Origin of the sequence: Mesorhizobium sp. WSM4983 (genome assembly GCF_029625765.1) — a bacterium.
GTDB lineage: Bacteria > Pseudomonadota > Alphaproteobacteria > Rhizobiales > Rhizobiaceae > Mesorhizobium.
The window spans coordinates 187,717-213,330 of sequence record NZ_JARTVM010000008.1 but is presented as its reverse complement, the minus strand read 5'-3'; the positions used below and the strand labels follow the sequence as shown (position 1 = coordinate 213,330).

Annotated in this window: 20 protein-coding genes and 1 pseudogene; 11 read left to right on the top strand and 10 right to left on the bottom strand. The window is 64.9% G+C overall.

Annotated elements, in window-relative coordinates; genetic code table 11:
- Positions 1-99: 99 nt before the first annotated feature.
- A complete protein-coding gene (locus P9254_RS21495; protein ID WP_278057109.1) occupies positions 100-969 on the bottom strand; it encodes a transglutaminase-like domain-containing protein in 870 nt (289 codons plus the stop codon).
- Positions 969-1,094, bottom strand: coding sequence for a hypothetical protein (locus P9254_RS21490; protein ID WP_278057108.1), 126 nt, complete (start codon positions 1,092-1,094; stop codon positions 969-971). Before P9254_RS21490 ends, P9254_RS21495 begins: the two co-directional genes overlap by 1 nt.
- An 81-nt stretch (positions 1,095-1,175) precedes the next feature.
- Between P9254_RS21490 and P9254_RS21485 the strand changes: the two are divergent.
- Positions 1,176-1,839 (top strand): annotated as a pseudogene (locus P9254_RS21485) (HAD-IA family hydrolase).
- Positions 1,840-1,941: 102 nt separating this feature from the next.
- On the opposite strand, the gene P9254_RS21480 reads toward P9254_RS21485, so the two are convergent.
- Complete coding sequence (locus tag P9254_RS21480; RefSeq protein ID WP_278057107.1) at positions 1,942-2,151, bottom strand: DUF1674 domain-containing protein; 210 nt, start codon at positions 2,149-2,151, stop codon at positions 1,942-1,944.
- Positions 2,152-2,255: 104 nt separating this feature from the next.
- Here P9254_RS21480 and htpX point away from each other — a divergent pair, with 104 nt between their 5' ends.
- The 4 genes from htpX to purH all read left to right on the top strand — a co-directional run bounded on the left by htpX (position 2,256) and on the right by purH (position 8,231).
- The gene (htpX, locus tag P9254_RS21475) at positions 2,256-3,269 is read left to right on the top strand and encodes a zinc metalloprotease HtpX (RefSeq protein ID WP_278057106.1); all 1,014 of its coding nucleotides are present in this window, start codon (positions 2,256-2,258) and stop codon (positions 3,267-3,269) included.
- Positions 3,260-4,645 (top strand): RsmB/NOP family class I SAM-dependent RNA methyltransferase, encoded by a 1,386-nt coding sequence (locus P9254_RS21470; protein ID WP_245307539.1) that lies wholly within the window; start codon positions 3,260-3,262, stop codon positions 4,643-4,645. The genes htpX and P9254_RS21470 overlap by 10 nt, the downstream gene beginning before the upstream one ends.
- A gap of 148 nt (positions 4,646-4,793) precedes the next feature.
- Complete coding sequence (locus P9254_RS21465; protein WP_278057105.1) at positions 4,794-6,518, top strand: heparinase II/III family protein; 1,725 nt, start codon at positions 4,794-4,796, stop codon at positions 6,516-6,518.
- A gap of 96 nt (positions 6,519-6,614) precedes the next feature.
- Positions 6,615-8,231, top strand: a complete 1,617-nt coding sequence (gene purH, locus P9254_RS21460) for a bifunctional phosphoribosylaminoimidazolecarboxamide formyltransferase/IMP cyclohydrolase (protein WP_278057104.1) — start codon at positions 6,615-6,617, stop codon at positions 8,229-8,231.
- A gap of 177 nt (positions 8,232-8,408) precedes the next feature.
- On the opposite strand, the gene P9254_RS21455 is transcribed toward purH, so the two are convergent.
- Complete coding sequence (locus tag P9254_RS21455; RefSeq protein WP_278057103.1) at positions 8,409-9,785, bottom strand: MFS transporter; 1,377 nt, start codon at positions 9,783-9,785, stop codon at positions 8,409-8,411.
- A 251-nt stretch (positions 9,786-10,036) separates the two neighbouring features.
- Positions 10,037-14,833 (bottom strand): NAD-glutamate dehydrogenase, encoded by a 4,797-nt coding sequence (locus P9254_RS21450; RefSeq protein ID WP_278051645.1) that lies wholly within the window; start codon positions 14,831-14,833, stop codon positions 10,037-10,039.
- A 125-nt stretch (positions 14,834-14,958) separates the two neighbouring features.
- On the opposite strand from P9254_RS21450, the gene P9254_RS21445 reads away from it, so the two are divergent.
- The 3 genes from P9254_RS21445 to P9254_RS21435 all read left to right on the top strand — a co-directional run bounded on the left by P9254_RS21445 (position 14,959) and on the right by P9254_RS21435 (position 17,050).
- Positions 14,959-15,522, top strand: coding sequence for a peroxidase-related enzyme (locus tag P9254_RS21445; RefSeq protein ID WP_278057102.1), 564 nt, complete (start codon positions 14,959-14,961; stop codon positions 15,520-15,522).
- 219 nt (positions 15,523-15,741) lie between these two features.
- The gene (locus P9254_RS21440) at positions 15,742-16,065 is read left to right on the top strand and encodes a YciI family protein (RefSeq protein ID WP_095799958.1); all 324 of its coding nucleotides are present in this window, start codon (positions 15,742-15,744) and stop codon (positions 16,063-16,065) included.
- 358 nt (positions 16,066-16,423) lie between these two features.
- Positions 16,424-17,050 carry a DUF1062 domain-containing protein gene (locus P9254_RS21435; RefSeq protein ID WP_095799702.1) on the top strand — a complete coding sequence of 209 codons (627 nt, stop codon included), beginning with the start codon at positions 16,424-16,426 and terminating at the stop codon, positions 17,048-17,050.
- Positions 17,051-17,106: 56 nt separating this feature from the next.
- Here the strand turns inward: P9254_RS21435 and typA are convergent, their stop codons facing one another.
- Positions 17,107-18,936 (bottom strand): translational GTPase TypA, encoded by a 1,830-nt coding sequence (gene typA, locus P9254_RS21430; protein ID WP_067001463.1) that lies wholly within the window; start codon positions 18,934-18,936, stop codon positions 17,107-17,109.
- A gap of 194 nt (positions 18,937-19,130) precedes the next feature.
- Between typA and P9254_RS21425 the strand changes: the two genes are divergently transcribed.
- On the top strand, positions 19,131-19,415 hold the full coding sequence (locus P9254_RS21425; protein ID WP_245307538.1) for a hypothetical protein: 285 nt from the start codon (positions 19,131-19,133) through the stop codon (positions 19,413-19,415).
- Positions 19,416-19,513: 98 nt separating this feature from the next.
- Here the strand turns inward: P9254_RS21425 and P9254_RS21420 are convergent, their stop codons facing one another.
- Together P9254_RS21420 and P9254_RS21415 are read right to left on the bottom strand one after the other, a co-directional pair.
- Positions 19,514-21,088: an alkaline phosphatase D family protein gene (locus P9254_RS21420; protein WP_127324610.1), complete on the bottom strand. Its 1,575-nt coding sequence runs from the start codon at positions 21,086-21,088 to the stop codon at positions 19,514-19,516.
- Positions 21,089-21,224: 136 nt separating this feature from the next.
- Entirely contained in the window at positions 21,225-22,508 is a 1,284-nt protein-coding gene (locus P9254_RS21415) for an MFS transporter (RefSeq protein WP_095799700.1), read from the bottom strand.
- Positions 22,509-22,586: 78 nt separating this feature from the next.
- On the opposite strand from P9254_RS21415, the gene P9254_RS21410 reads away from it, so the two are divergent.
- Positions 22,587-23,204 carry a TetR/AcrR family transcriptional regulator gene (locus P9254_RS21410; RefSeq protein ID WP_278057101.1) on the top strand — a complete coding sequence of 206 codons (618 nt, stop codon included), beginning with the start codon at positions 22,587-22,589 and terminating at the stop codon, positions 23,202-23,204.
- 213 nt (positions 23,205-23,417) lie between these two features.
- Positions 23,418-24,008, top strand: a complete 591-nt coding sequence (locus tag P9254_RS21405) for a hypothetical protein (protein ID WP_067324919.1) — start codon at positions 23,418-23,420, stop codon at positions 24,006-24,008.
- Positions 24,009-24,290: 282 nt separating this feature from the next.
- On the opposite strand, the gene ppa is transcribed toward P9254_RS21405, so the two are convergent.
- Together ppa and P9254_RS21395 are read right to left on the bottom strand one after the other, a co-directional pair.
- A complete protein-coding gene (gene ppa, locus P9254_RS21400; protein WP_067001447.1) occupies positions 24,291-24,824 on the bottom strand; it encodes an inorganic diphosphatase in 534 nt (177 codons plus the stop codon).
- Positions 24,825-25,039: 215 nt separating this feature from the next.
- The gene (locus P9254_RS21395) at positions 25,040-25,546 is read right to left on the bottom strand and encodes a GNAT family N-acetyltransferase (protein WP_067324917.1); all 507 of its coding nucleotides are present in this window, start codon (positions 25,544-25,546) and stop codon (positions 25,040-25,042) included.
- Positions 25,547-25,614: the final 68 nt, after the last annotated feature.

Sequence of the window (25,614 nt, the reverse complement as noted above, 5' to 3'; positions counted from 1 at the left end):
TGGCGGAGCCATTGCGGCCCTTCCCGCTTCGGCACAGTGCGCCCTGTGCCAAAGCGGGTCAGCGCTGGTGCTGGCGCCGCAGTGAAACAGCCGCCTGGCTTACGCGAGCATCTGGGCGCTCGCGGTCCTGTCGATGCCGTGATGCGGCGGCTTGAACAGATTGCCTTGCTGCTCATAGGTCCACACCTTGAACAGGGTAAGCCGATGCGGGCCGAAGCTGTGCAGCAGCGGCACGTCGGTGGCGTCGCGGCCGCGCGCGATCACGACGCGGCCGATCCTTGGACGATTGTGGCGCGGATCGAACGCGTACCATTTCCCGTCAAGGAACACTTCCATCCAGGCTGAGAAATCCATCGGCGCCGGATCGGCCGGCACGCCGATGTCGCCGAGATAGCCGTTCACATAGCGCGCTGGAATGTTCATCGCGCGGCAGAGCGCTATCGCGAGATGCGCGAAGTCGCGGCAAACGCCGACGCGCTCCTCATGCGCCTGCGCCGCCGTGCGGGTGGCGCGGGCATAGCCGTAGCCGAACGAAAGCCGGCTATGGACATAGTCGACGATCGCCTGCGCGCGCGCCCAGCCGGGCGGCAGGTGGCCGAACAGCTCCCAGGCGAGGTTGCTGAGGTGATCGGTTTCGCAATAGCGGCTGCCGAGCAGGTAGACGAGCACCTCGTCCTGGAGGTCCGCCACCGGCATTTCGCGCGCCAGCGTGCTGATCTCGTCGGCCTCGCCGCTGTCCTCGACCACCCCATCAAAGAGGATGCGGAAACCGCCGGCCGGCGCCGTGAAGCGGCGGCAGATATTGCCATGGCTGTCGCGATAGGTGGTCGTCGGCACCGAAGGCGAGGTGAGAAAGCGAGTCTGCCGCTTGATGTCGGCATGGCGATCCGGGTGGATGTCGAGAAGCGCGATGATCGGCGTCGCGGCATCGCATTCGATGGCGATTTCGTAGCCGAGCCTGATCAGCATCACTTCCCCTTGTTGGTGGTCTTGCCCTTGTTGGTGGTCTTGCCCTTGTTGGTGGTCTTGCAAGACTGGTTGGAGAACGCCGCAATGAGGAGCGTTGTTCCGGCGGCGAGTCGAAATGCCGGCATGCGCCTTTGCAGGCTCCGCTTCGGAGGTTAGGATAGCGGTGCGTTTCGCGCTCCCCGAAAACGATTCCCCCAGGATATCCGATGTTCCCAGGCAGAAAGTTCGCCGCTTTCCTTTTCGACATGCGGCACGGTCCTCAATTCGATCGCCGCGGCGGAACGCGTGTGGACCAAGTGGGCTCGCCGTCACGGCCTCGACGTCGCGAGCTTCCTGCCGACTATCCACGGCAAGCGCGCGATCGAGACCATCGCCGCGCTGAAGCTTCCCGGCGTCGATCCCGTCGTGGAAGCCGATGCGCTGCTCGAGGCCGAGGCGGCCGACCTCGAGGGCATCGTTCCGATTCCGGGTGCTGTGGCGTTTCTCAAGTCGCTGCCGCCGGAGCGCTGGGCGGTCGTCACCTCGGCGCCGCGGGAACTCGCGCTGCTGCGTATGGCGGCGGCCGGCATTCCGGTGCCCGCCATCATGGTCTCGGCCGAGGACGTCACCCGCGGCAAGCCGGCGCCCGACTGTTTTCTTTTGGCGGCAAAGCGTCTCGGCGTCGAGGCGCGCGATTGCCTCGTCTTCGAGGATGCCCCGGCCGGCATCGCCGCGGGCGAAGCCTCCGGCGCCTCGGTGATGGTGATCAGCGCCACGCATGTCCATCCGGTCGTGACGCAGCACGCCAGCATCGCCACCTACGATGCGCTCGGCGTCGCCACTGACGACGATGGCTGGATGATCATCGAGCCGCAGCGCGACGCGGCCTGATGCATGTCGCGGTGTGCAGCGGTTTTGCGAAGACGACAGCACGAACAATGACTTAAAGCGCGTCGCCTGAATCCGCTTCAGCGCGACGCGCCTTGAGTGTCATTAAAAATCAGTGGCCAGACCCTTCACCTCCCAGTCGCCGTAGCGCCCGGGTTCCTTGCCGCCGCGTCCGCCGAACTCTTTCGGCAGGTGGGCTTCCGCCTCGCGGTATGCCTTCCGCCTGGCTTCCGCTTCCGCCAATGCGCGTTGCGCCTCAGGCGACAGCGTCCTTTGCGGCTTGGCGCCTTCGGTTTTGTTGGGTTGATCGGTCATGCGATGCTTCCTGCCGATTGAAACGGGGACCCGCCTTTCCCATCATATAGCCATGACAATGGCAGGATCGACCCTATTCGCCACCACGCCAGACGGAAGAGACGATGAATACGCTTCGCACCGCCATGCTCCTTGCTGCGATGACCGCGCTGTTCATGGGCGTCGGCTTTCTGATCGGCGGCACCGGCGGCATGGTGATCGCCTTGCTGTTGGCCGCCGGCATGAACCTGTTCAGCTACTGGAATGCCGACAAGATGGTGCTGTCGATGAACCGCGCCATCGAGGTCGACGAGAGGAACGCTCCCGAATATTATGCGATCGTTGAGGCGCTGGCCAAGCAGGCCGGCCTGCCGATGCCGAAGACCTATCTGATCGACAGTCCGCAGCCGAACGCCTTCGCCACTGGCCGCAATCCCGAAAACGCCGCTGTAGCCGCATCGACCGGCCTGCTGGAGCGGCTCAGCCACGAAGAGGTCGCGGCGGTGATGGCGCATGAACTCGCCCATGTGCAGCATCGCGACACGCTTACCATGACGATTGTCGCGACGCTTGCCGGCGCGATCTCGATGCTCGGCAATTTCGCCTTCTTCTTCGGCGGCAGCCGCGAAAACAACAATCCGCTGGGCTTCGTCGGCGTGCTTGTCGCCATGCTCGTTGCGCCCTTTGCCGCCATGATCGTGCAAATGGCGGTGAGCCGCACCCGCGAATATGAGGCCGACCGGCGCGGCGCCGAAATTTGCGGAAATCCGTTGTGGCTCGCCTCGGCGCTCGACAAGATCGCGCGCGGCGCCGAGCGCATTCCCAATCCGGATGCCGAGCGAAATCCGGCGATGGCACATCTGTTCATCATCAATCCGTTGCACGGTGAGCGCATGGACAATCTGTTCTCGACCCACCCGAGCACAGAGAACCGCATCGCCGCCCTGCAGCAGATGGCACGCGAGACGAGCGGTGCCGCCCAAGCCGCGCGGCGCGAAGCCCCTGCGCCAGGCCAGCCGGACGAGCCGCAGGCAGGACCATGGAGCCAGCCGGCCGAGCCGGAGCGGCCGAAGCCCAATCCCTGGGGTCGCAACCCGACCGGCCCCCGCGGCACAGGATCCAAAGGTCCGTGGTCGTGAGCGGAGCGAAGCGCCGACCGCAAACCCAAGGCAGAGGTGACGCAAGTGCGAGCGAAACGGTCGCCGGCCTCGCGGCGCGCAAGGCGGCCGCCCGCCTGCTTGCCGCCGTCATCGATGCCCATACCCCGCTCGACGGCCTGACCGACAACGAGCACGGCCACCCGCAATACAAGGCGCTCGACCAGCGCGACCGCGCATTGGTGCGCGCCATTCTGGTCACGGCGCTGCGCCACCGCATGACCATTGCCGGACTGCTCGCAAGGCGTCTGGAAAGGCCGTTGCCGGCCAACGCCACCGTGCTCTCGCACATCCTGCACGTGGCTGCGGCGCAGATCCTGTTTCTCGACATCCCCGACAGCGCCGCCGTCGACCTCGCCGTCACCCACGCCAAGTCCGACCCACGCACGCTGCGTTTCTCCGGTCTCGTCAACGGCGTGCTGCGCTCGCTGGCGCGTGCCAAGGGCGCCGAGCTGGCGCCGACGCTCGCCGCGACGACCGAGGCGCCCCAGTGGTTCGCAGACCGACTGGCCACAGCCTATGGCGCCGCCAGGGCCGAGGCCATTCTTGCTGCCCATCGCCATGAGGCTCCGGTCGATTTCACCGTTAAAACCGACCCTTCGCTCTGGGCGGAGAAGCTGGGCGGCATCGTGCTGCCGACCGGCACGGTGCGCGTCGAGAAGCTGCAGACCGGCGTCACCGATCTGCCCGGCTTCGCCGACGGCGCCTGGTGGGTGCAGGATGCGGCGGCAGCCCTGCCCGCGCGCCTTTTCGGCGCCATCGAGGGACAACGCATCGCCGATCTTTGCGCCGCGCCCGGCGGCAAGACGGCCCAGCTGATCCTCGCCGGCGCGAACGTCACCGCCGTCGACAGTTCAAAGAACCGGCTGGCCAGGCTGGGTGAGAACCTAAAACGCCTCGGCCTTTCGGCCGAACTGGCGCACACCGACCTGCTCGACTACCGGCCGGCGGAGCCGTTCGACGCCGTGCTACTCGACGCGCCCTGCTCCTCGACCGGCACCGTGCGCCGGCATCCCGACGTGCCGTGGACCAAAACCATGGCCGATGTCGAGAAGCTCGCCACGCTGCAGCGGCGCCTGCTCGCTCACGCCGTCACTCTCGTCAAACCGGGCGGACGGCTCGTCTTTTCCAATTGCTCGCTCGACCCGATCGAGGGCGAGGAGCTTTATCGCGTCTTCCTTGCCGGAACTCGCGGCGTGATCGCCGATCCGATCCAAGCGGGTGAATTCGCCGGCCTCGATCCCTTCCTCACGCCCGATGGCACGCTGCGCACCACCCCCGCCGATTTGGTGCTGAATTCACCGGGGGTTTCGGGGCTCGACGGCTTCTTTGCCGCCCGGATGAGAAGGACGATTTAGGACGTTATTGCATAAATCTTGCCGACTTTTTTAGCGACGCCCAGGCCATGGCCGCGTGAAGGGGTTCACTTCGGCGAAATCCGCCTTCGCATAAGTTCTTGAATCATATAAGCTTGTGCTTAGGGGCTGACGACTATCAGGAGGGGTTTTGGCACTTGCTGCCGACAGCACGACGCGTCTTTGGACGCTTGTCGCGAGGGAGTTCTGGCGCAAAACGCGCCGGCGCCTTCGTGCCGGTCCTATCTATCGCTGGCGTTATTCCGGCCGCACGCCCGAGCGCGTCCTCATCGCGCCGCCGGATCTGAGGCTCGCCGACCCGCAGATCGCGCTCGAAATCTACTATGGCCGCTATCCGCTGTCCGGCCACATGGTCGAGACCGGCGGCAAATCGCCTTTCCAGATCAATGTGCCCAACCGCGGCTGGCAAAAGTCGCTGCACGGCTTCCGCTGGCTGCGCCATATGCGCGCTGCAGGCACCGAGCTCGCCGCCGCCAACGCTCGCGCCCTGGTCTCGGACTGGATCGTCATGCACGGCAACCAGATATCGGGCGTCGCCTGGGAGCCTGGCACGACAGCCAAGCGGGTGATTGCCTGGCTCCAGCATTCCTCGGTCGTGCTGCAAGGCGCCGAATTCCCGTTCTACCGCGCCTTCCTCAAATCGCTCGCCATGCAGATCCGCTATCTCAGATCGATGGCGCGCGAGATGCCGGACGGCAAGGACAGGCTGCGCGCTCGCATCGCGCTCGCCTTCTCCACCCTGTCGCTACCCGCGCCGGCCTCGGCGCTGCGCGCCGCCACGCGCAACCTGGCCGAGGAGCTCGACCACCAGATCCTGCCGGACGGCGGTCACATCTCGCGCAACCCGATGACGGTGCTGGAATTGCTGGCCGACCTTCTGCCGTTGCGCCAGACCTATGCCAACCAAGCCGAGGCGCCGCCGCCGGCGCTGATCAATGCCATCGACCGCATGCTGCCGGCGCTGCGCTTCTTCCGCCACCAGGACGGCAGCCTTGCCCGCTTCAACGGCATGGGCGCCACCATCCACGATCGCATTGCCACCATCCTGCGTCATGACGACACGGTCGGCGCGCCGCTGCTGCACGCGCCCCATTCCGGCTATGAGCGCCTGTCGATGGGCGGCGTCACGGTGATTGCCGACACCGGCCTGCCGCCGCCTGTCGACATCTCCAACGCGGCGCATGCCGGCTGCCTCGCCTTCGAGCTTTCCTCCGGGCGCCAGCATTTCATCGTCAACGCAGGCATCGACACTTATGGCGCCGCCGAATTCCGGCCGCTCGCCCGCGCCACCGCCGCGCATTCGACCGCCACCGTCAACGACACGTCCTCGGCGCGCTTCAGTCACTCGTTGCGGGTCAGCGACCTACTCGGCTCGCCGCTGATCGGCGGCCCGCAGCACGTGCCCTGCAAGCGCATCGACCAGAAGGGTGTGCAGGGCTTTGTCGCGCGCCACGACGGCTATGCCGCGCGCTTCGGCTTGCTGCACGAGCGGGAGGTGAAGCTGGCGGAGAACGGCAATGTGCTGACCGGCCGCGACCGCTTCCTTCGCCCCGGAGGTGCGGCGATCCGCAACAATGGCCGCGATTTCGTCACCGTGCGCTTCCATATCCATCCCGACATCGGCCTGTTGCACGACGAGCAGGGCCGCCTGACCCTGGCGGCCTCCCAGGGCGACACCTGGGTGTTCACTTGTGCCGAAGTGGCGCCGGAAATCGAGGAATCGATCTATTTCGCCGGGCTCGGCGGACCGCGCCGCAGCCGGCAGATCGTGCTTGCCTTCAAGGCCTCGGAGATCGCCGAGGTGCACTGGCAGCTGACGCGCGCCGCCGTCGCCGGCTATCCCGAGAACAACTGATTCGCGGCCAAGGAACCCGAGTTGCGCGCTTGATTTCCGAGCCTCATATGCTACGGCCCGCGAACGTTCCCAACCAGCCTTGAAAGGCCGCCAGCCATGGCCGTCCCCGCCAAGAACATTCCGGCGCCCGACCTCGTTCCGATTCGCCGCGCGCTGCTTTCTGTTTTCGACAAGACCGGTTTGATCGACTTTGCCAAAGCCCTTGCCGCCGCCGGCGTCGAGCTGGTCTCCACCGGCGGCACCGCGAAGGAGATCGCCGCGGCCGGCCTGGCCGTACGCGATGTTTCGGAGCTGACCGGCTTTCCCGAGATCATGGACGGCCGCGTCAAGACCTTGCATCCCTCAGTGCATGGCGCCCTGCTCGGCGTGCGCGACGACCCAGAGCACGCGAAAGCGATGCACGACCACCACATCCAGTCGATCGACCTCGTCGTGTCCAACCTCTACCCGTTCGAGGAGGTCCGCCGCTCTGGCGCCGGCTACGCCTCGATCGTGGAAAACATCGACATCGGCGGCCCGGCGATGATCCGCGCCTCGGCCAAGAACCACGCCTATGTCGCCATCGTCACCGACCCTGCCGACTATGCCTCGGTGCTCAACGCGCTCGAGATGAATCTCGGCTCGCTGTCGCTCGATTTCCGCAAGAAGCTGGCGGCGAAGGCCTTTGCCCGCACCGCGACCTACGATGCGGCGATCTCCGGCTGGTTTGCCGACACGCTCGAAATCGAGCATCCGACCTGGCGGGCCTTTGGCGGCCGTCTGGACCAGGTGATGCGCTATGGCGAGAACCCGCATCAGGGCGCCGGCTTCTATCTCTCCGGCGACAAGCGCCCGGGCGTCGCGACCGCCAGGCAGCTGCAGGGCAAGCAGCTTTCCTACAACAACATCAACGATACCGACGCCGCCTTCGAGCTGGTCGGTGAATTCGATCCGACCCGGTCAGCGGCGATAGCCATCATCAAGCACGCCAACCCGTGTGGCGTCGCCGAGGGCGCGACGCTGAAGGCGGCTTACGCCAAGGCGCTGGCCTGCGATCCGGTCTCGGCCTATGGCGGCATCGTCGCCATGAACCGCATGCTCGACGCCGAGGCAGCGGAAGAGATCGTGAAGACCTTCACCGAGGTCATCATCGCGCCCGATGCCACCGATGAGGCCGCGGCGATCATAGCGGCGAAGAAGAACTTGCGCCTTCTGGTCACCGGCGGTCTGCCCGACCCGCGCGCCGACGGCACGGTCGCCAAATCGGTCGCCGGCGGGCTGTTGGTGCAAAGCCGGGACAATGCGGTGGTCGACGACCTCGAGCTCAAGGTGGTGACGAAACGCGCGCCGACTCCGGCCGAGATGGCCGACCTTAAATTTGCCTTCCGCGTCGCCAAGCACGTCAAGTCGAATGCCATCGTCTACGTCAAGGACGGCTCGACCGTCGGCATCGGCGCCGGCCAGATGAGCCGCGTCGATTCCTCGCGTATCGCCGCCCGCAAGGCGCTCGACGCTGCCGAGGCGGCTGGCCTGGCCGAGCCGCTGACCAGGGGTTCGGTCGTCGCTTCCGACGCCTTCTTCCCCTTCGCCGACGGCCTGCTGTCGGCCATCGAGGCCGGCGCCACGGCCGTGATCCAGCCCGGCGGCTCGATGCGCGACGAGGACGTGATCGCCGCCGCCGACGAGCACGGCATCGCCATGGTGTTCACCGGCGTGCGGCACTTCAGGCATTGAGTGCCCTTCTTCCCTTCTCCCCTTGTGGGAGAAGGTGGATCGGCGCTTAGCGCCGAGACGGATGAGGGGTGTTCCAGCTTGGCAATGCGCTTGAAATTGCCGCCGCCTCATTCCGTCCAGCACCCCTCATCCGTCGCCTTCGGCGACACCTTCTCCCACAAGGGGAGAAGGAGAGCGCTATTCCACCGGCTTGTCTGCCGGATATGGCGTCCTGACCAGGATTGCCATGCCGAGGCTGAGGAACAGCGCGATCACCGCCATGCCGAGCCGTGCCGAGCCGCTGGCCAGCGTGATCGTCGACACCAGGAACGGCGCCAGGAAGCTCGTTGCCCTGCCGGCCAGCGCGTAGATGCCGAAATAGCGGCCGGACTCGGCGGCCGTGACGCTGCGCGCCATGTAGGAGCGCGAGGAGGCCTGGACCGGCCCGAAGGCGAGTCCGATCAGCAGGCCGTAGAGGATGTAGGCCTTTTCGGCCGCGGTGCCGAAGAGGCCGCCGGAATCGGTGGTGGGCAGCTGTATTAGGCCGAGCAGCGTGAAGCCTGGCCCGGTCGACACGACGCCGATCGTAGCCAGCAAAAGCAGCATCAGCGCAATCATCACCACGGCCTTCGATCCGAGCGCGGTGTCGAGGCGCGCGGCGATCCAGCAGCCGAAGATCGCGACGACGTTGAGGATGATGCCGAACATGCCGATCTCGGTGATCGACCAGTTGAACATGCCGGCGGCAAAGGTGCCGCCGAGCGCCAGGAGCGCGTTGACGCCGTCCTGATAGATCATGCGGGCGACGAGGAAGCGGAAGATGCCGACGCGCTTGCGCACCTCGAAGAGCGTGGACTTCAATTCCGACAGGCCCTCCCGCACCGCCGGGCCCATTGAAAGCCCCTTGATGGCGTCCGGCGTGAAGATGAACATCGGCAGGATGAACAGGAAGTACCATCCGGCCGACATCGGCCCGGTGAAGCGCGCGTCCTCGCCGAGCTTAGGATCGAGCCCGAACAGCGGGTCGAGGCCGATGATCGTCTTGCCGGTTTCCAGATTGCCGGCCAGGAACAGCACCACGAAGATCAAGGCCACCATGCCGCCGAGATAGCCGAGCCCCCAGGCGATGTTGGAGATCTTGCCGATGTCCTCCTTGGGCACCAGGCGCGGCATCATGGAATCGTTGAAGACGGTGGAGAATTCCGCGGCCACAGAGGCGAGCGAGAAGAGCAGCACGATCAGGAACAGGCTGGAGCCGGGCGCGGCGAACCAAAGCAGCGTAAGGCTCATGATCTTGACCGCCGCGAAGGAGGCGATCCATGGCTTGCGCGGCCCGGTCTGGTCGGCAATCGAGCCGAGCACCGGCGAAAGCACCGCGATGACGAGACCCGCGGCAGCGATGCCGTAGCCCCAGGCAGCCTGCCCGGTTGTGGGGTCGCTCGCCATGCGCGAGACGAAGTATGGCCCGAAGATGAAGGTGGTGACGACGGTGAAGAAGGGTTGCGCTGCCCAGTCGAAGAACATCCAGCCCCAGATGCCGCGCCCCGTTGCCCGCTGCACTGCTACTTCGGCCATGTCCCCTCCGGCATCGTCCGCTTGCCCCGCGCCCCGCGCATGTCTGCATGTTTTCGGGCGGCGATGCAAATGAACAAGCACGGCGCCGCCGCTCATTGGCTTGCGCGTTTCCACTCCGCGTCAGCGGGAACAAGAGCGCCGGCCGCGACCTCTTCCTTCTGGGGAGGTCGGACCTCAGGTCCGGATGGGGGTGGCGCCGAGCCCCGCCCCGCTGCTTCGCAGCGACCCTCCCCGCAAGGGGCAGGGTAAACCTACATCCCCGTCAGGTCGCTCATCAGGCCGGACGCCACCGACAGCCGAGACACGGTGATGTCGCCGCCTTCGGTCAGCGCCTGCAGCCGCTCGCGGATGCGCCCGACCTGCTCGCCGCCGGCTTCCAGCCAGGCCGCCACCGGATCCGCCGCCTTGCCGTGGCCGGTAAGCGCCGCCACCGCGATGCCGCGCCTTGCGGCGCCGATCGTGTCGGTCGCGCGCGACAGCGCCAGCTGGTCGTAATAGTCCGGCGGCATGATCGAGCGCGCGGCCTCCTCGACGCGAGGGATGCGAAAAGCGTCGCTGACGGCGAAGAAGGCCCTGGCGGCGCTGACGATGTCGGCATTGGCCGTGCGTGCGGTGAGCGCGATGTCCGGGATCAGGTCGCTCACCTCGGCCAGCGCCAGCTTTTCGGCAAGTTTGTCGGGCGCGCCGCCCTCAAACAGGTCATGGCGCCGCGCCTCGATCCGCTCGCGTGAGAAGGCCGGCAGCAGCGAGATGAGCTTCGGCTCCAAAGCCTTGCGCGCTTCCTGCAAGTCGGCGATGCGCTGGCCTAGCGGCGCGGAGGATAGGTCGTTCTTCAGGTACCAGCCGCTGGTCATGAAGATGAGCCGGCTGACTGCCTGGTAGAGATCGAGCTGCGTCTGGCCGTCGATCTGGTTGTCGAGGGCATCGATCTCCTTGTAGAGCGAAGGCAGCGCGAAACCGTCGCGCACCAGGGCGAAAGTGCGCACGACGGCGCCCGCTGTGCGGCCCGTCGCTTCCTGCAGCCGGTTGACGAAAGACGGCCCGCCGCGATTGACGAGATCGTTGGCGACGACGCGCGCGATGATCTCGCGCCGCAGCCGGTGGGCACGGATCTCGCCGGCGAATTTCTTCGCCATCCGCTCCGGGAAATAGCCCATCAGATCGCGGTCGAAATGCGGATCGTCCGGCACGTCGCTGGCGACGATGTCGGAGAAGAGCACGATCTTGGCATAGGCAAGCAGCACGCCGAGCTCGGCCCTGGTCAGCGGCTCGCCGCGAGCCTCGCGCTCGGCAAGCGCCGCCGGCGAAGGCAGCGTCTCGACGGCGCGGTCGAGCAGGCCGCGCGCTTCGAGCGCCGTCATGAAGCGCGCCTGGTGCGCGATGTCGGCCAGCCCGCGCTTGCGCGCCAGCGACAGCGCCAGCGTCTGCTGGTAGTTGTTGGAAAGCACCAGCGTGCTCACCTCGTCGGTCATCTCGGCAAGCAGCTTGTTGCGCGCCGGCCGCGCCAGCGAGCCTTTGCGCATGGCCGACGCCAGCGCGATCTTGATGTTGACCTCGACGTCCGAGCAGTTGACGCCGCCCGAATTGTCGATGGCGTCGGAATTGCAGCGGCCGCCCTTCATACCGAACTCGATGCGCGCCCGCTGCGTGACGCCGAGATTGGCGCCCTCGCCGATGACCTTGGCGCGCACGTCGAGCGCGGTGACGCGGATGGCGTCGTTGGCGCGGTCGCCGACATCGGCATTGGTCTCGCCGGAGCCCCGGACATAGGTGCCGATGCCGCCGAACCACAAAAGATCGACGGGCGCCTTGAGGATGGCGTTCATGATCTCGACCGGCGTTGCCGTGGTCTTGGCGAGGCCGATCGCGGCGGCCGCCGCCTGCGGCAGCGTTATCGACTTCAGGCTGCGCGAGACGATGACGCCGCCTTCCGACAGCTTTGACTTGTCATAGTCCTGCCACGACGAGCGCGGCAGTCCGAACATGCGCTGGCGCTCGGCCAGCGAGGCCGCCATGTCCGGGTCGGGGTCGATGAAGATGTCGCGGTGGTCGAAGGCGGCGATCAGCTTGGTTGCCGGTGACAGGAGCATGCCGTTGCCAAACACGTCGCCCGACATGTCGCCGACGCCGACGACCGTGAAGGGCTCGGTCTGGATGTCGCGGTTCATCTCGCGGAAATGCCGCTTCACCGCTTCCCAGGCGCCCTTGGCGGTGATGCCCATCTTCTTGTGGTCGTAGCCGGCCGAGCCGCCGCTGGCGAAGGCGTCGTCCAGCCAGAAATTGTGCGTCTCCGAAATGGCGTTGGCCGTATCGGAGAAGGTCGCCGTGCCCTTGTCGGCGGCAACGACGAAATAGGGATCATCCTGGTCGCGCCGCACCACGCCGGCCGGCGGGATGATGCCGTCGACACCGATATTGTCGGTGATCGAAAGCAGGCTGGAGACGAAATTCTTGTAGGCCGAAGTGCCGGCCTCGAAGATCGCGTCGCGGCCGGCGCTCATCGGCAGTTTCTTCGGATAGAAGCCGCCCTTCGCGCCGACCGGCACGATGACCGCGTTCTTGACCTGCTGCGCCTTGACCAGACCCAGCACCTCGGTGCGGTAGTCCTGGGCGCGGTCAGACCAGCGCAGGCCGCCGCGCGCCACCGGGCCGAAGCGCAGATGAACGCCCTCGACCTCCGAGCCGTAGACGAAGATCTCGCGCCAGGGGCGGGGCGCCGGCAGCCCGTCGACCGCCTGCGAATCCAGCTTGATCGCCAGCGACTGTCCTTTGTCTTTCGTATCGGCAACGAAATGATTGGTGCGCAGCGAGGCTTCGATCAGGTTGAGATAACGACGGATGATGGTGTCGTCATCAATGTTGGGCACCTCTTCCAGCGCGTCCTTGATCTTGGCCTTGAGGTGCTTGGCGGCGACCACGCCCTCGGTCTCGGCCGTCGGGCCAAGGCGGGCAACGAACAGCTGATGCAGGCCGCGCGCGATCTCCGGATAGCGGTTGAGCGCGGCGGCGATGAAATCCTGGCTCTGCGGGATACCGGCCTGCTGCAAATAGCGGCCGTAGGCGCGCAGGATCGTGATTTCGCCCGACCAGAGACCCGCGGTCTGGGCAAGGCCGTTATAGCCGTCATTGTCGACGTCGCCGCGCCAGACCGACAGGAAGGCATCCTCGAACAGCGCACCGTCGCCGAGGTCGATCGGCTTGCCGTAGCTGTTCTCCAGCTCCATGTCGTGGATGAACACCATGCCGGAGGCTTCGTCGCCAACCTCGAAGGTGCGCTCGCTGATGACGCGGAAGCCGATATTCTCCAGCACCGGCACGCGCCGCGACAGCGCCACCGGACTGCCGTGGTGATAGATCTTCAGCGCCGCCTGGTGCGGCTTCTGGTCGGCATGGCGGTAATAGTCGATGGCGATTGGATTGGCCGCATCGATCCTGGCGATGCGTCCTGCATCGGCCAGCGCCACGGCCGGCGAGAACGAATCGCGATAGCTTTCCGAAAAGCGCGAGGCAATTGCCGTAAGCGTTGCATCGGCGCCCGATTCCGACACTGCTTCGCGCAGCGCATCGTCCCAGGTGCGCACGATGTCGCGGATCGCTGCCTCTATCGTTGCCGGCTCGACCTTCGGCGTCTTGCCGCCGGAGCGGCCGATGATGAAATGCACACGCGCCAGCCCGCCTTCTGGGAAGGCCGGATAATATGCCGACAGCCGGCCCTGAAATACTGTCTTCAGGTAGGTGCCGATCTTCTCGCGCACGACGCTGTCGTAGCGGTCGCGCGGCACGAAGACGAGAATCGAGACGAACCGGTCGAACTGATCGACCCGCACCAGCGCCCTGACGCGCGGCCGTTCGATCAGTCCGAGGATGGCTTCGGCGTGCTTCCTGAGGATCGGCACCGGAACCTGAAACAGCTCGTCGCGCGGATAGCTCTCCAGCACGTTGATCAGCGCCTTGCCGGAATGGTCATGTGGATTGAAGCCGGACTTGGCGATGACCGTCTCGGCCTTCGAGCGCAGATAGGGGATCTTCATCACCGAACGCGTGTAGGCGGTCGAGGTGAACAGGCCTACGATGCGCAGCTCGCCTGAAAGCACGCCCTTGGCGGTGTAGGTTTTGACGCCGATATAGTCGAGATAGATGCGCCGGTGCACCAGGGACTTGGCATTGGCCTTGGTGACGATCAGCGGTTCCGGCCCATGCAGGAAGGCGCGGATCTCCGGCGTTGTCGACACCGCCTCGGTGCCGCGCCTGAGAACCAGGACGTCGGGATCCGCGAGGATGCCGAGGCCGGGTTTGTCGGCGCGCTCCAGCATGCCGCTCTTCTCGCCGCCGGTGTAGTTGAACTCGCGCATGCCGAGGAAGGTGAAATTGTCGTCTCGCAGCCATTCGAGGAAGGCGATCGCCTCGGTGACATGCGCCTTGTCGAGCGGCACCGGCGCGTAGCGGAATTCCGAGATGGCCTGATCGAGCCGGGCAAGCATCGGCTTCCAATCGGCGACGGCGGCGCGCACCTGGTCCAGCAGCTTCTTCAGGCGGCCGGCCAGGGCTTCGGCCTGATCCGCCGAAAGGCGGCCGATATGGACGTGGACGACGCTCAGCCGGTCATGGCTGGTTTCGCCCTTGACGGAGCCGCCGTCTCCGAGGATCTCCTCGATGCCGCTCTTGCCGTGCCGGACGACGATGACGGGATGGGTGACCAAAAGCGGCTCGCCGGCGCTCTCGGTGATCTCGCCGAGGATGGAATCGAACAGGAACGGCATGTTGTCGTTGACGACGGTGATGACCGTCATCGGCCGGCCCTGGCGCGTCACGCCGGAATCCACGTCTATGGCAATGATGCAATCGCCCTTTCTGTGCCTGGCGACCGCCCGGCCGGCGAGATCGGCGGCGCGTTCGAGGTCGGCGACGTCATAGGCGGCGATGTCTTCGGCCGGCGTGCGGGCGAGGAGATAGTCGGCGAGCCTGCCGGGCTTTTCGCCTGCCCTTGCCGCGCCTCCTTTTGCCGGACTGGTTTTTTTCGGCTGGCTTGCGGTTTTCAGGCTGGCCATGATGTGAAGTCCCTCCCGTCACATGCTTTTGGGTCTATGGTAGCAGATGAGCGCTATTTGGCGACAAAGGTTTGACGACGCTTTAAGAAAATCGAACCGACGCTCACCCTGCGAGGAGAACGGATATGACCGACAGGATTACGGCGCTCGACCTGGCCCGGGCGGAGCTGAGCGAAGCGACGAAGGCTTATTTCGCCAAATGCGAGGAAAAGCTCGGCCTCGTGCCCAACGTGCTTCTGGCCTACGCCTTCGACGAGAAGAAGCTGCGCGCCTTCGCCGACATGTACAACGAGCTGATGCTGGGCGAGTCCGGCCTGTCGAAGCTGGAGCGCGAGATGATCGCGGTCGCCGTTTCCTCGATCAACCAGTGCTACTACTGCCTGACCGCGCATGGCGCGGCGGTGCGCCAGCTTTCCGGTGAGCCCGCTCTTGGCGAGATGATGGTGATGAATTTCCGCGCCGCCGGCTTGCCCGAAAGGGAGACGGCGATGCTGGAATTCGCGGTCAAGCTGACGGAGGAGCCAGCCAAGATCGTCGAGGGCGACCGCGCCGCGTTGCGACAGGTGGGCTTCAGCGATCGCGACATCTGGGACATCGCCTCGACTGCCGCCTTCTTCAACATGTCGAACCGTGTGGCCGCCGCGGTCGACATGCGACCGAACCCCGAATACCACGCCATGGCAAGGTGAGGCTCACCGGCCTCACATTAGCAACGTCGAATTTCTCGTTGCCCGCCCCGCCGTTTGGGTCGATGATCAACGATTGCGGTTAGCCCGCATATCGATGATTGCGGCTAGCTCGCATATCAACGATTGCGGCGTAGCCGCATATCGGATTGCGGCATAGCCGCATACCGCCAGGCGGCGCTGCCGCATCCCGGCTCGACGCTGCCGAAAAGGGAGGAGAACATGGCGAAATTTCTCTATGTCTATCACGGCTCCGGCAAGATGCCGACCGACGAGGCCGAGCGCAAAGCCGCGATGGATGCCTGGACCGGCTGGTACGACAAGCTGGGTTCGGCCGTGATCGACGGCGGCAATCCTGTCGGCATGTCGAGAACGGTGCTGCCCGGCGGCGCGGTCGAGAACAATGGCGGCAGCAATCCAACCGCCGGCTACACGATCGTCGAAGCGAAGGATATCGACGATGCCGTCGCCAAGGCCAGGGATTGTCCGATCCTGATGAACCCGGCCTTCAGCGTCGAGGTCGCGCCGATCATCGAGATGATGTAGCGCCAAAGCGCCCGAAGGTCGTCAGAGTGAAACACGGCGGGCGGCATACTCTTGCCCGCCCGCCGTCGCACGGCTAGAAGAGCCGATCCTTCCCGATTTCGAGTTTCACTTTGCCTCAGTAAACGCCGGTCTCGTCTACTCCCGAAAGCACGCGCAGGCGCGCTTTGGCGGCGCCTGCATCATTTCATGTGTTCTTCAGGCGGCGGCTCGAGACCGGTTTGGCATTGCTGAGCCGCCGTCGCGCAATTGCGCGGGCGCCTGATTTTCAACCACTACAGCCTTTCGCCACACCGTGCCCGCATGGGCATCTCGGACATTGCCGCGCTGACGGACTTCCCGACGGGAAGGGCCTATCGGCATGTCTCGAACTTTGCGCATTCGCTGGGTGGTCGCGCCCGCAGTCGCGCCTCGACCTCTCATCAACTGCAATCGCTGCGGCGGCGTCAAACCTTACCAATGCAGCGGAAAGTTCCGCGTCAACGCCAACGGCAAGCGCATCGATGCCTGGCTGATCTATCGCTGCACCGACTGCGACAATTCCTGGAACCGCGCCATTTTTGAGCGATGCAACCGTCGCGACATCGCACCGGCGCTGCTGGCTGCACTGGAGCGCAACGATCCGACGCTGGTCCGACACTATGGCTTCGATGCCGTGGCGCTCAGAAATCGGGTCGGGCGGATCGAAGAATCTCCGGAAGTCACGGTGCGAAAGGAGGCGCTGGATGGCAGGCCGGAAGGCGCGACGGCGCTTTGGCTTGAGCTTCGGCTCGATGCCGCAACGCCCTTGCGGCTTGACCGCTTGCTCGCCGGCGAGCTCGGCATCTCCCGGTCGAGGCTGCAGGCCTGGGAAGCGCGGCGGTTGCTCGCCATCGAACCGTGCGGCGCCAAAGCCCTGCGCAGGCCGGTGCGCGACGGCATGGTGGTACGCGTCGACCTCTCCGGCGAGACCGGCCGTGACGCTGTCGTTTCGGCCGCATGTGCATGAAGTGAAAAGAGAGGGAGCGATGCCCCCTCCCTTGTGTAACTGCCTGGGCTAAAACCCTACGCCGCGCCCATCACCTTGGCCGACTTCTCGAAGCGCTTGCGCTCGTTCGGGTCGAGATAGAGCTTCCTGAGCCGAATGGTCTTCGGCGTCACCTCGACCAGCTCGTCGTCCTGGATCCAGGCCAGCGCGCGTTCCAGCGTCATGCGGACCGGCGGCGTCAGCTTCACCGCCTCGTCCTTGCCGGCGGCGCGGATGTTGGTGAGCTTCTTGCCCTTCAGCACGTTCACTTCCAGGTCGTTGTCGCGGGAATGGATGCCGATGATCATGCCCTGGTAAACCTTGACGCCCGGATCGATGATCATCGGGCCGCGATCCTCCAGGTTCCACATCGCATAGGCGACCGACTCACCCTGTTCGTTGGAGATCAGCACGCCATTGGTGCGGCCGGGCAGCTCGCCCTTGTAGGGCTCGTAGGCATGAAACAGCCGGTTCATCACGGCGGTGCCGCGCGTGTCGGTCAACAGTTCCGACTGATAGCCGATCAGGCCGCGGGTCGGCGCATGGAAGACAAGGCGCTGGCGGTTGCCGCCGGAGGGGCGCAGCTCGACCATCTCGGCCTTGCGTTCCGACATCTTCTGCACGACCACGCCGGCGTGCTCCTCGTCGACGTCGATGACGACTTCCTCGACCGGCTCCAGCAACTGGCCGTCATCGCCCTTCTGCATGACGACCCGCGGGCGCGACACGGCGATCTCGAAGCCTTCGCGGCGCATCGTCTCGATCAGCACGGCAAGCTGCAACTCGCCGCGACCGGAGACGAAGAAGGAATCCTTCTCCGGCGATTCCTCGATCTTGAGCGCCACATTGCCTTCGGCCTCGCGCAGCAGCCGGTCGCGAATGACGCGGCTGGTCACCTTGTCGCCCTCGGTGCCGGCAAGCGGACTGTCGTTGACCAGGAAGGACATGGTCACCGTCGGCGGGTCGATCGGCTGCGCATGCAGCGGCTCGCTCACGCTCGGATCGCAGAAGGTGTCGGCGACGGTGCCCTTCGACAGGCCGGCGATGGCGACGATGTCGCCCGCCTGGGCTTCCTCGATCGGCTGGCGCTCGAGCCCGCGGAAGGCGAGGATTTTCGAGATTCGTCCGGTCTCGATCTGCGTGCCGTCATGGTGCAGCACCTTGACCGCCTGGTTGGGCTTCAGCGAACCGGACTCGATGCGGCCGGTGATGATGCGGCCGAGGAACGGATTGGCTTCGAGGATCGTACCGATCATGCGGAACGGACCGGGATGCACCGTCGGCGCCGGCACATGCTTGACGACGAGATCGAACAGCGGCGCAAGGCCCTGGTCTTTCGGGCCTTCAGGATTTTCCGACACCCAGCCGTCGCGGCCCGAGCCGTAGAGGATCGGGAAGTCGAGCTGTTCGTCGGTCGCATCGAGCGCCGCGAACAGGTCGAACACCTCGTTGACCACCTCGATGTGACGGGCGTCCGGGCGGTCGATCTTGTTGATGACGACGATCGGCCGCAGACCTACCTTCAGCGCCTTGCCGACGACGAATTTGGTCTGCGGCATCGGCCCTTCGGCGGCGTCGACGAGCACGATCGCCGAATCCACCATCGACAGGATGCGCTCGACCTCGCCGCCGAAGTCGGCGTGTCCGGGCGTGTCGACGATGTTGATGCGGGTGCCCTTCCAATCGACCGAGGTCGCCTTGGCCAGGATGGTGATGCCGCGTTCTTTTTCGAGGTCGTTGGAGTCCATGGCGCGCTCGGCGACGCGCTGGTTTTCGCGGAAGGCGCCGGACTGTTTCAGGAGTTGGTCGACGAGCGTGGTTTTCCCATGGTCGACATGCGCGATGATCGCGATATTGCGGAGGTTCATTGTCTGGTCTCGGGAGCGTTGCAGGCAGCAGGCCCGAAAGCGCCGCCTTTTTCGGTTGGGCGGCTCATACAAGGTTTTTCGCAATTGCGAAAGGGGAGGCCCCGCCCCAAATAAATGGTCACTGATTCTTAAACGTCTTGGTGTGAAATGATTCTGTTAACCAAGGCGGAACCTTTGAGGGGCCGGGCAATTTCATGTTCATGACCGATCAGATGTCCAGATTGCGTCCGGTTTTCGCGTGGGCAGCGCTTGGCGTGCTTGTTGCGGCTGGCGCCGCACAGTCGGCGGCCGCCCTGAGAGAAGCTGACCCCTCGCCCCGTGATGCCAAAACCGCGCAGCAGATGTTTGCCGACGCCCCGGACGGGGTCGACCCGATCGTCACCGGCCCGGTCAGCGCCGCCTTCAAGCAGCGCCAGAAGGCAGCCAACTGCGACACCGCCGTCTGGCCGAACATTCCCGCGACCTGCTATCCGGATTAATATTGCGACGGCTACCTGACAAAGGTGGCACTCCGGGACACCCCCCTGTGCCCTGCCGGACTGTCCGGCAGGGCACAGGGGGGTGCCTGGCGCCGACCCTAAGCCGACCGCACCGGATCGAGCGTGACGTTGTAGAGCTCGTTGTCGTCGCGATCCATCAGCCGCACCGTTAGCTGCTCGGTGGCGCCGGAAATGTCGACCAGGCCGAAGAACTGCAGGCCCGCTGATGGCGGCAGGTTCTGGCCCTGCTCGGCGCTCGGCGCCTTGATGAACTTCAGCTCGGGCCCGAAGGTCATGTCGAGATCGTTGGGACCGAAGGTTCCGGCGTGGATCGGGCCGGAGACGAATTCCCAGAACGGGTTGAAATCCTGGAACTGCGCCTTGTCCGGATTGTAGTAATGCGCCGCCGTATAGTGGACGTCGGCGGTCAGCCACACCGTGTTGGTGATGCCGGCGTTCTTAATGTAGCGCAGCAGGTCGGCGAACTCGAGCTCGCGGCCTTTTGGCGTGCCATTGTCGCCGTTGCTGACCGCCTCGGCTCCGGCCTTTTTGGCCGCGTCGTTCCAGACGACGAGGCCGAGCGGCATGTCGGCGGCGATGATCTTCCAGGTCGCCTTGGAATTCGCCAGCTCGCGCTTCAGCCACTGCGTCTGCTGCTCGCCGAGCATGCGCGACTTCGGCGTCAGCGTGTCCTCCATGTCGGGGCCGTTCGGGCCGCGATAGGAGCGCATGTCGAGGAAGAACACGTCGAGCAGCGGCCCGTGGGCGATCTTGCGATAGACGCGTCCCGGTTCCGAAGGTTCGTAGCGGATGGTCGTCATCTCATGGAAGGCGCGCGCCGCGCGGGCCGCCAGCACAGGGATGGATTTTTCCGTGTAGCGGTTGTCGGTCGTCAGGTCCTTCGAATCCGACCAGTTGTTCACCACCTCGTGGTCGTCCCACTGGTAGAAGGTCGGGCAGATGGCGCTAAGCGCGAGCACGTGCTTGTCCATCATGTTGTACTTCCACTGGTCGCGATACTCGTCCAGCGTTTCGGCAACCTTGCGCTTGCCGTCGATCATGACGACGTTCTTCCACTTGCCGCCGCCGGGCAGGTCGACCTCGTCCTTCATGGCGCCGTCGGCATAGATCGTGTCGCCGGAATGGAGGAAGAAGTCAGGCGTGTGCTTGGCGATGGTGGAGTAGGTCTTCATGCCGGTCTCGTCGATGCCCCAGCCCTGGCCGGCGGTGTCGCCCGACCACGCGAAGCGCACGTCGCGCTTCGACGCCGGCGCGGTGCGGAAACGGCCGACGATCGGCTCGGAGACGGCGTTGATGTCGGAAAGATCGGCGGCCGTCATCCGGTAGAAAATGTCCTGGTCGGCGGCGAGGTCGGTGAGCAGCCGCTTCACCGTATAGTCGCTGGCGGGCGAGGTATCGAGCGGCGCCAGCCTGACGGCGTCGGCGAAGCTTTCGGTGGTCGACACTTCGTACATCACGCGCGCCGGCCGGTCGGTGCGGGTCCAGACCATGCCGGAGGTGGCGTCGACATCGCCGGACTGGACGCCGTGGGTGAAGGCCGGGCGCTGATTGGCGCGCGAATAGTAAGGCAACGCGAGTCCGGAGGCGCCGACTAGGCCAAAGGCGCTGGCCGAGGTGACGAAAGCGCGGCGGGTTAACGAGAGCTTGTTCATGGCTGTCTCCGGATGGCGTTGAACGGGACCGCCAACCTCCGGCCTCAATGTTTCAGGCGCATATCGGAACCATGAAATTTTGATAACAGGTCACAGCTCTCCCCTTCTCCCCTTGCGGGAGAAGGGGAAGTCGCGCTTACGCCGCCTGCGGTTCCGGCTCAAAAGCCGGCTTGCTCGTGTTGATCAAGAGCGAAATACAGGCCGCGGCTATGCCGGTCATGCCGGCGATCAGGAAGGCAAGCTCGTAATTGCCCTGCAATTCGCGCATCGTGCCGCCGAAGGCCGCCGCCGCCGCGGCGCCCACTTGGTGGCCGGCGACGATCCAGCCGAACACGATCGGGCCGCTGCGGTCGCCGAAAGCTTCGTTGGCGAGCCTGAGCGTCGGCGGCACGGTGGCGATCCAGTCGAGCCCATAGAGCACGGCGAAGATGATCAGGCTGACGGCCGAGAAGCCGGAATAGGGCAGATAGATCAGCGACAGGCCGCGCACGGCATAATAGACGCCAAGCAGCTTGCGCGGATCGAAACGGTCGGTGAGCCAGCCGGACAGCGTCGTGCCGATCAGGTCGAAGATGCCCATCATCGACAACAGCCCGGCTGCCTGCACCTCGCCGATGCCCATGTCGCCGCAAAAGGCGATGAGGTGCGTGCCGACGAGGCCGTTTGTGGTGAAACCGCAGACGAAGAATGTGGCGAACAGGTACCAGAACACCCTGGTTCCCGCGGCACGGCGCAACGTGTTCAGCGTATGCGCCAGGAAATTGCCTTGCGCGGCCGGCGACACCGGCGGCACGTCGTCGGCATCGGCGCCATAACGCACCTGGCCGATGGAAGCCGGGCGCTCCGGCACCAGCAGAAAGACCAGCGGCACGAGAGCCGCCGTGGCAATGGCGATGGCAACGGCGACCGGCTTCCAACCTCCCGACTGAGCCAACGAGGCGAGCAGCGGCAGGAACACCAGCAGGCCGGTCGCGCTCGAGGCGGACATCAGCCCCATCACCAGGCCGCGATTGGTCTTGAACCAGCGATTGACGATGGTGGCGCCGAGCACGGTGGCGACCGCGCCCGAGCCGATGCCCGAAAATACCCCCCATGTGAGCAGCAGATGCCACGGCTTGGTCATCAGCAGGCTGAGCGCTGTGGAACCCGACATGATCAGCAGCGCGGCAAGCAGCGTGCGGCGTAGCCCGATCCGCTCCATCAACGCCGCGGCAAACGGCCCGGTGAGGCCATAGAGGAAGATGCCGACAGCGGCGGCAAGCGAGACGACATCGCGCCGCCAGCCGAAGCTCTCTTCCAGCGGCAGCATCATGACCGCCGGCGCGGAACGAAGCCCGGCGGCGATCAGCAGGCAGAAGAAGATGACTGCGACGACGACGAAGGCGTAGCGCTGGCCAAAGGGACGGGAATGAGCTATCATGTTACTGACCGGTACGTTGCAATGGAGCGGCGCCATTCATACGTACCGGTCAGTAACATTGTCAAGCGAGTTTGTTGAATGCCATCGGACAATAAAATTGAAGCGTCGATCAGCGGAGCCGGCACGGCACCGGCGCCGAAGGCTGCCGACAAGATCCTCGACGTGGCGCGCGATCTGTTCTATCGCGAAGGCATCCGGGCGATCGGCGTCGACGAGATCGTCAGGCGCGCCGGCGTCACCAAGCCCAGCCTGTACCGGACCTTCCCGTCCAAGGACGAACTCGCCGCTTCCTATCTGCGCAAGTACGACCTCGAATTCTGGCAGCGGTTCGACGACGCCGTGGACGCGCATCCTGGCAACCCGCGCGCGCAGATCATCGCTTTCCTCACCCGCGTGGGCAAACGCACGCAGAGGCCGGACTATCGCGGCTGCGGCATGACCAATGCGGCGGTCGAATATCCCGAGCACGGCCATCCCGCGCGGGTGGTGAGCGAGAACAACAAGCAGGAATTGCGCCGGCGCCTGCGCGCCATGGCGGCAGCGATGGGTGCGAGTGATTCCGACACGCTGGGCGATGGGCTGCTGCTGCTGATCGAGGGCGCCTATATCAGCGGCCAATTGTTCGGCCTCGGCGGACCGGCGGCATCAGTCCCCCGTAACGCCGATCTGCTGATTGAAGCCAGCTTGAAGAACTAGTGGTCCGCTGCTTCGGCGCTTTTCCTGCAACGTCGGCTGTTGGCGAAACCATCGAGGAGAGCGCCCCTCTCCCCGTCGCTATACAGGGAGAGGATGCCGGCAGGCAGGTGAGGAGCAGCACCGGCCTAGACAATTGACCCTTCGCGCCAACCCGGCTTCCTAGGCTCACGCGGGTTTTAACGCTACGCTGCTGCACCAAACGGAGGTCTTCGGATGCGCGCCTGGCTTGCTCTTACTGCCTTTGTCATCCTTGGTGGCTCGGCCCATGCCGGCGACATTTCCAGCGACTATACCGACCTCGACTGGAAGAAGGACTGCGTGACCTACGCGCAATCGGAAGAAGGCGACGGCGACTGGGCGAACCTCGCCTGCGCGGGCTATCGCGGCTATCCGGTGCTGATCGGCTATGACGACGCGCGCGAGTCCGTCTACTACGGTTTTCCCTCCGACGACATGACCGCCATCTGGGAGAGTTTCTCCGGGTTCAACACCGCTGGGGCGAAGGTCGAGTGGCGCATCGAAACCAATGGCGACAAGGCGGTGCCCTTCGCCGTCATTCATCGTCGCGAGATCAGCAATCCCGAAAACGAAAACAAGCCGACCGAGGTGCTGGTCGTCGCCAAGGTCGCGCAGCCGGAGGAGCATGAGGGCTGCACAATCGGCCTCGTGCTCGCTACCGGCAACCCTCAGGCCAACGATCAGGCCCGCAAGCTCGCCGACCAAAAGGCGAAGGGTTTTGCTTGCGGCAAGGACAAGCGCGAGGTGATCGGCAACGTGCCGGACTTCGGGCGAGTAGATAACTAGAAATCAGAGGGTGTTCGACGAATGCGAGACGGCGAAGGTTGCGCATTCGTCATCCTTGGGCGGAGCAAGGAGCGAAGCGACGCGGCGCAGACCCAAGAATCCATGCCGTTACATCAAGGCGTTGCCACGGTGCAGTAATTCTGTTCCGTAACGATCTTCGCGCGACCTCACGGCATGGATCCCAGGGTCTCCGCGACGGAGCTGCGCTCCTGCTTCGCCCTGGGATGACGACGTTGAGGGCTTCGCCCAAGCCCCATCGCCCAGCCGTTGGCTGCCGCTTACTTACTTGACCGCCTTCGCCCGTTCGATCGCCTCGACGATCATCTTCTTGGCATAGTTGGAATCGTGCCAGCCCTCGATCTTGACCCATTTGCCGGGCTCGAGATCCTTGTAGTGCTCGAAGAAGTGCTGCACCTGCTGGCGGGTGATTTCCGGCAGGTGCGTGTATTCGGTGACATTCTCGTAGCGCAGCGTCAGCTTCGGCGAGGGAACCGCGATCACCTTCTCGTCCTGGCCGGCATTGTCTTCCATGATCAAGACGCCGATCGGCCGCACATTGATGACGCAGCCCGGCACCAGCGCGCGCGTGTTGCAGACGAGCACGTCGATCGGGTCGCCGTCCCCCGACAAAGTGTGCGGCACGAAGCCGTAATTGCCGGGATAGCGCATCGAGGTGTGCAGGAAGCGGTCGACGAACAGCGTGCCGGCCTCCTTGTCCATCTCGTACTTGATCGGCTCGCCGCCGATCGGCACCTCGATGATGACGTTGATGTCCTCGGGCGGATTCTTCCCCGTTGGTACGGCTTCGATGCGCATGCTGAAATCCCTCTCTCGATTTGTGAGATCGATAGCGGGCGGCGCTTCATGGTGCAATGCGGCGAATAGCACTGGACGCTAACGGAAGCGCACAGTTTGTGATGGATTGTAACCCAATGCATGTCGCCCAACACTGCGCAGCGGTTTTGGGCGAACGATATGCATCAAACGAAGACTTGAAGCACGTCACCCCAACGCGTTTTAAGTGGCGGCCATCATTCCCAGACGAAGGCAACCTTCTTCAGCGCCTTCTGCTCGAAGACCTCGACGCCTTCGGCGACGTCGCGGCCGCCATTGCCGGCATAAAAGGCCAGCGCGTTGTAATTGTCTTCCAGCGCCCACACCACCAGGCCTCTGAGCCCATGGTCGGCAAGGCGCGTCCGCGCCGCCTTGAACAGCCTGCTGCCGAGGCCAATGCCCTGATATTCCGGACGCAGGTACAGCTCGTAGATCTCGCCCTGCTGCCTGAGCTCGCGGGCGCGGTTCCTGCCGATCGTGGCATAGCCGGCGATCGTGCCCCCGATCTCGACCACCAGCACGGTAGCCGCCTTGCGAATTGCGTTCGCCCACCAATCGGGGCCGCGGCGATTGATCATGGCCGTCAGCGTGCGATGCGGGATGATGCCGGAATAGGCGCCGCGCCATGCCTCCTGGTGCACGTCCGCGATAGCCATTGCATCGCGAGGGTCGGCTTTCCGGATGTCGATCGTCAGCGTGTTCATGATTTGTTAATCATAAACCCGCTTGGCCCGACTGCAAAGAGTCCGCGCTGTCGCGCCCGCGCTTTCTC

Coding starts and splice junctions, on each gene's coding strand:
- P9254_RS21405 (WP_067324919.1), top strand. CDS start 23,418: ATGCGCGCCTGGCTTGCTCTTACTGCCTTTGTCATCCTTGGTGGCTCG.
- htpX (WP_278057106.1), top strand. CDS start 2,256: ATGAATACGCTTCGCACCGCCATGCTCCTTGCTGCGATGACCGCGCTG.
- typA (WP_067001463.1), bottom strand. CDS start 18,936: ATGAACCTCCGCAATATCGCGATCATCGCGCATGTCGACCATGGGAAA.
- P9254_RS21440 (WP_095799958.1), top strand. CDS start 15,742: ATGGCGAAATTTCTCTATGTCTATCACGGCTCCGGCAAGATGCCGACC.
- P9254_RS21415 (WP_095799700.1), bottom strand. CDS start 22,508: ATGATAGCTCATTCCCGTCCCTTTGGCCAGCGCTACGCCTTCGTCGTC.
- P9254_RS21395 (WP_067324917.1), bottom strand. CDS start 25,546: ATGAACACGCTGACGATCGACATCCGGAAAGCCGACCCTCGCGATGCA.
- P9254_RS21495 (WP_278057109.1), bottom strand. CDS start 969: ATGCTGATCAGGCTCGGCTACGAAATCGCCATCGAATGCGATGCCGCG.
- P9254_RS21435 (WP_095799702.1), top strand. CDS start 16,424: ATGTCTCGAACTTTGCGCATTCGCTGGGTGGTCGCGCCCGCAGTCGCG.
- purH (WP_278057104.1), top strand. CDS start 6,615: ATGGCCGTCCCCGCCAAGAACATTCCGGCGCCCGACCTCGTTCCGATT.
- P9254_RS21455 (WP_278057103.1), bottom strand. CDS start 9,785: ATGGCCGAAGTAGCAGTGCAGCGGGCAACGGGGCGCGGCATCTGGGGC.
- ppa (WP_067001447.1), bottom strand. CDS start 24,824: ATGCGCATCGAAGCCGTACCAACGGGGAAGAATCCGCCCGAGGACATC.
- P9254_RS21425 (WP_245307538.1), top strand. CDS start 19,131: ATGTTCATGACCGATCAGATGTCCAGATTGCGTCCGGTTTTCGCGTGG.
- P9254_RS21480 (WP_278057107.1), bottom strand. CDS start 2,151: ATGACCGATCAACCCAACAAAACCGAAGGCGCCAAGCCGCAAAGGACG.
- P9254_RS21450 (WP_278051645.1), bottom strand. CDS start 14,833: ATGGCCAGCCTGAAAACCGCAAGCCAGCCGAAAAAAACCAGTCCGGCA.
- P9254_RS21490 (WP_278057108.1), bottom strand. CDS start 1,094: ATGCCGGCATTTCGACTCGCCGCCGGAACAACGCTCCTCATTGCGGCG.
- P9254_RS21410 (WP_278057101.1), top strand. CDS start 22,587: ATGCCATCGGACAATAAAATTGAAGCGTCGATCAGCGGAGCCGGCACG.
- P9254_RS21420 (WP_127324610.1), bottom strand. CDS start 21,088: ATGAACAAGCTCTCGTTAACCCGCCGCGCTTTCGTCACCTCGGCCAGC.
- P9254_RS21445 (WP_278057102.1), top strand. CDS start 14,959: ATGACCGACAGGATTACGGCGCTCGACCTGGCCCGGGCGGAGCTGAGC.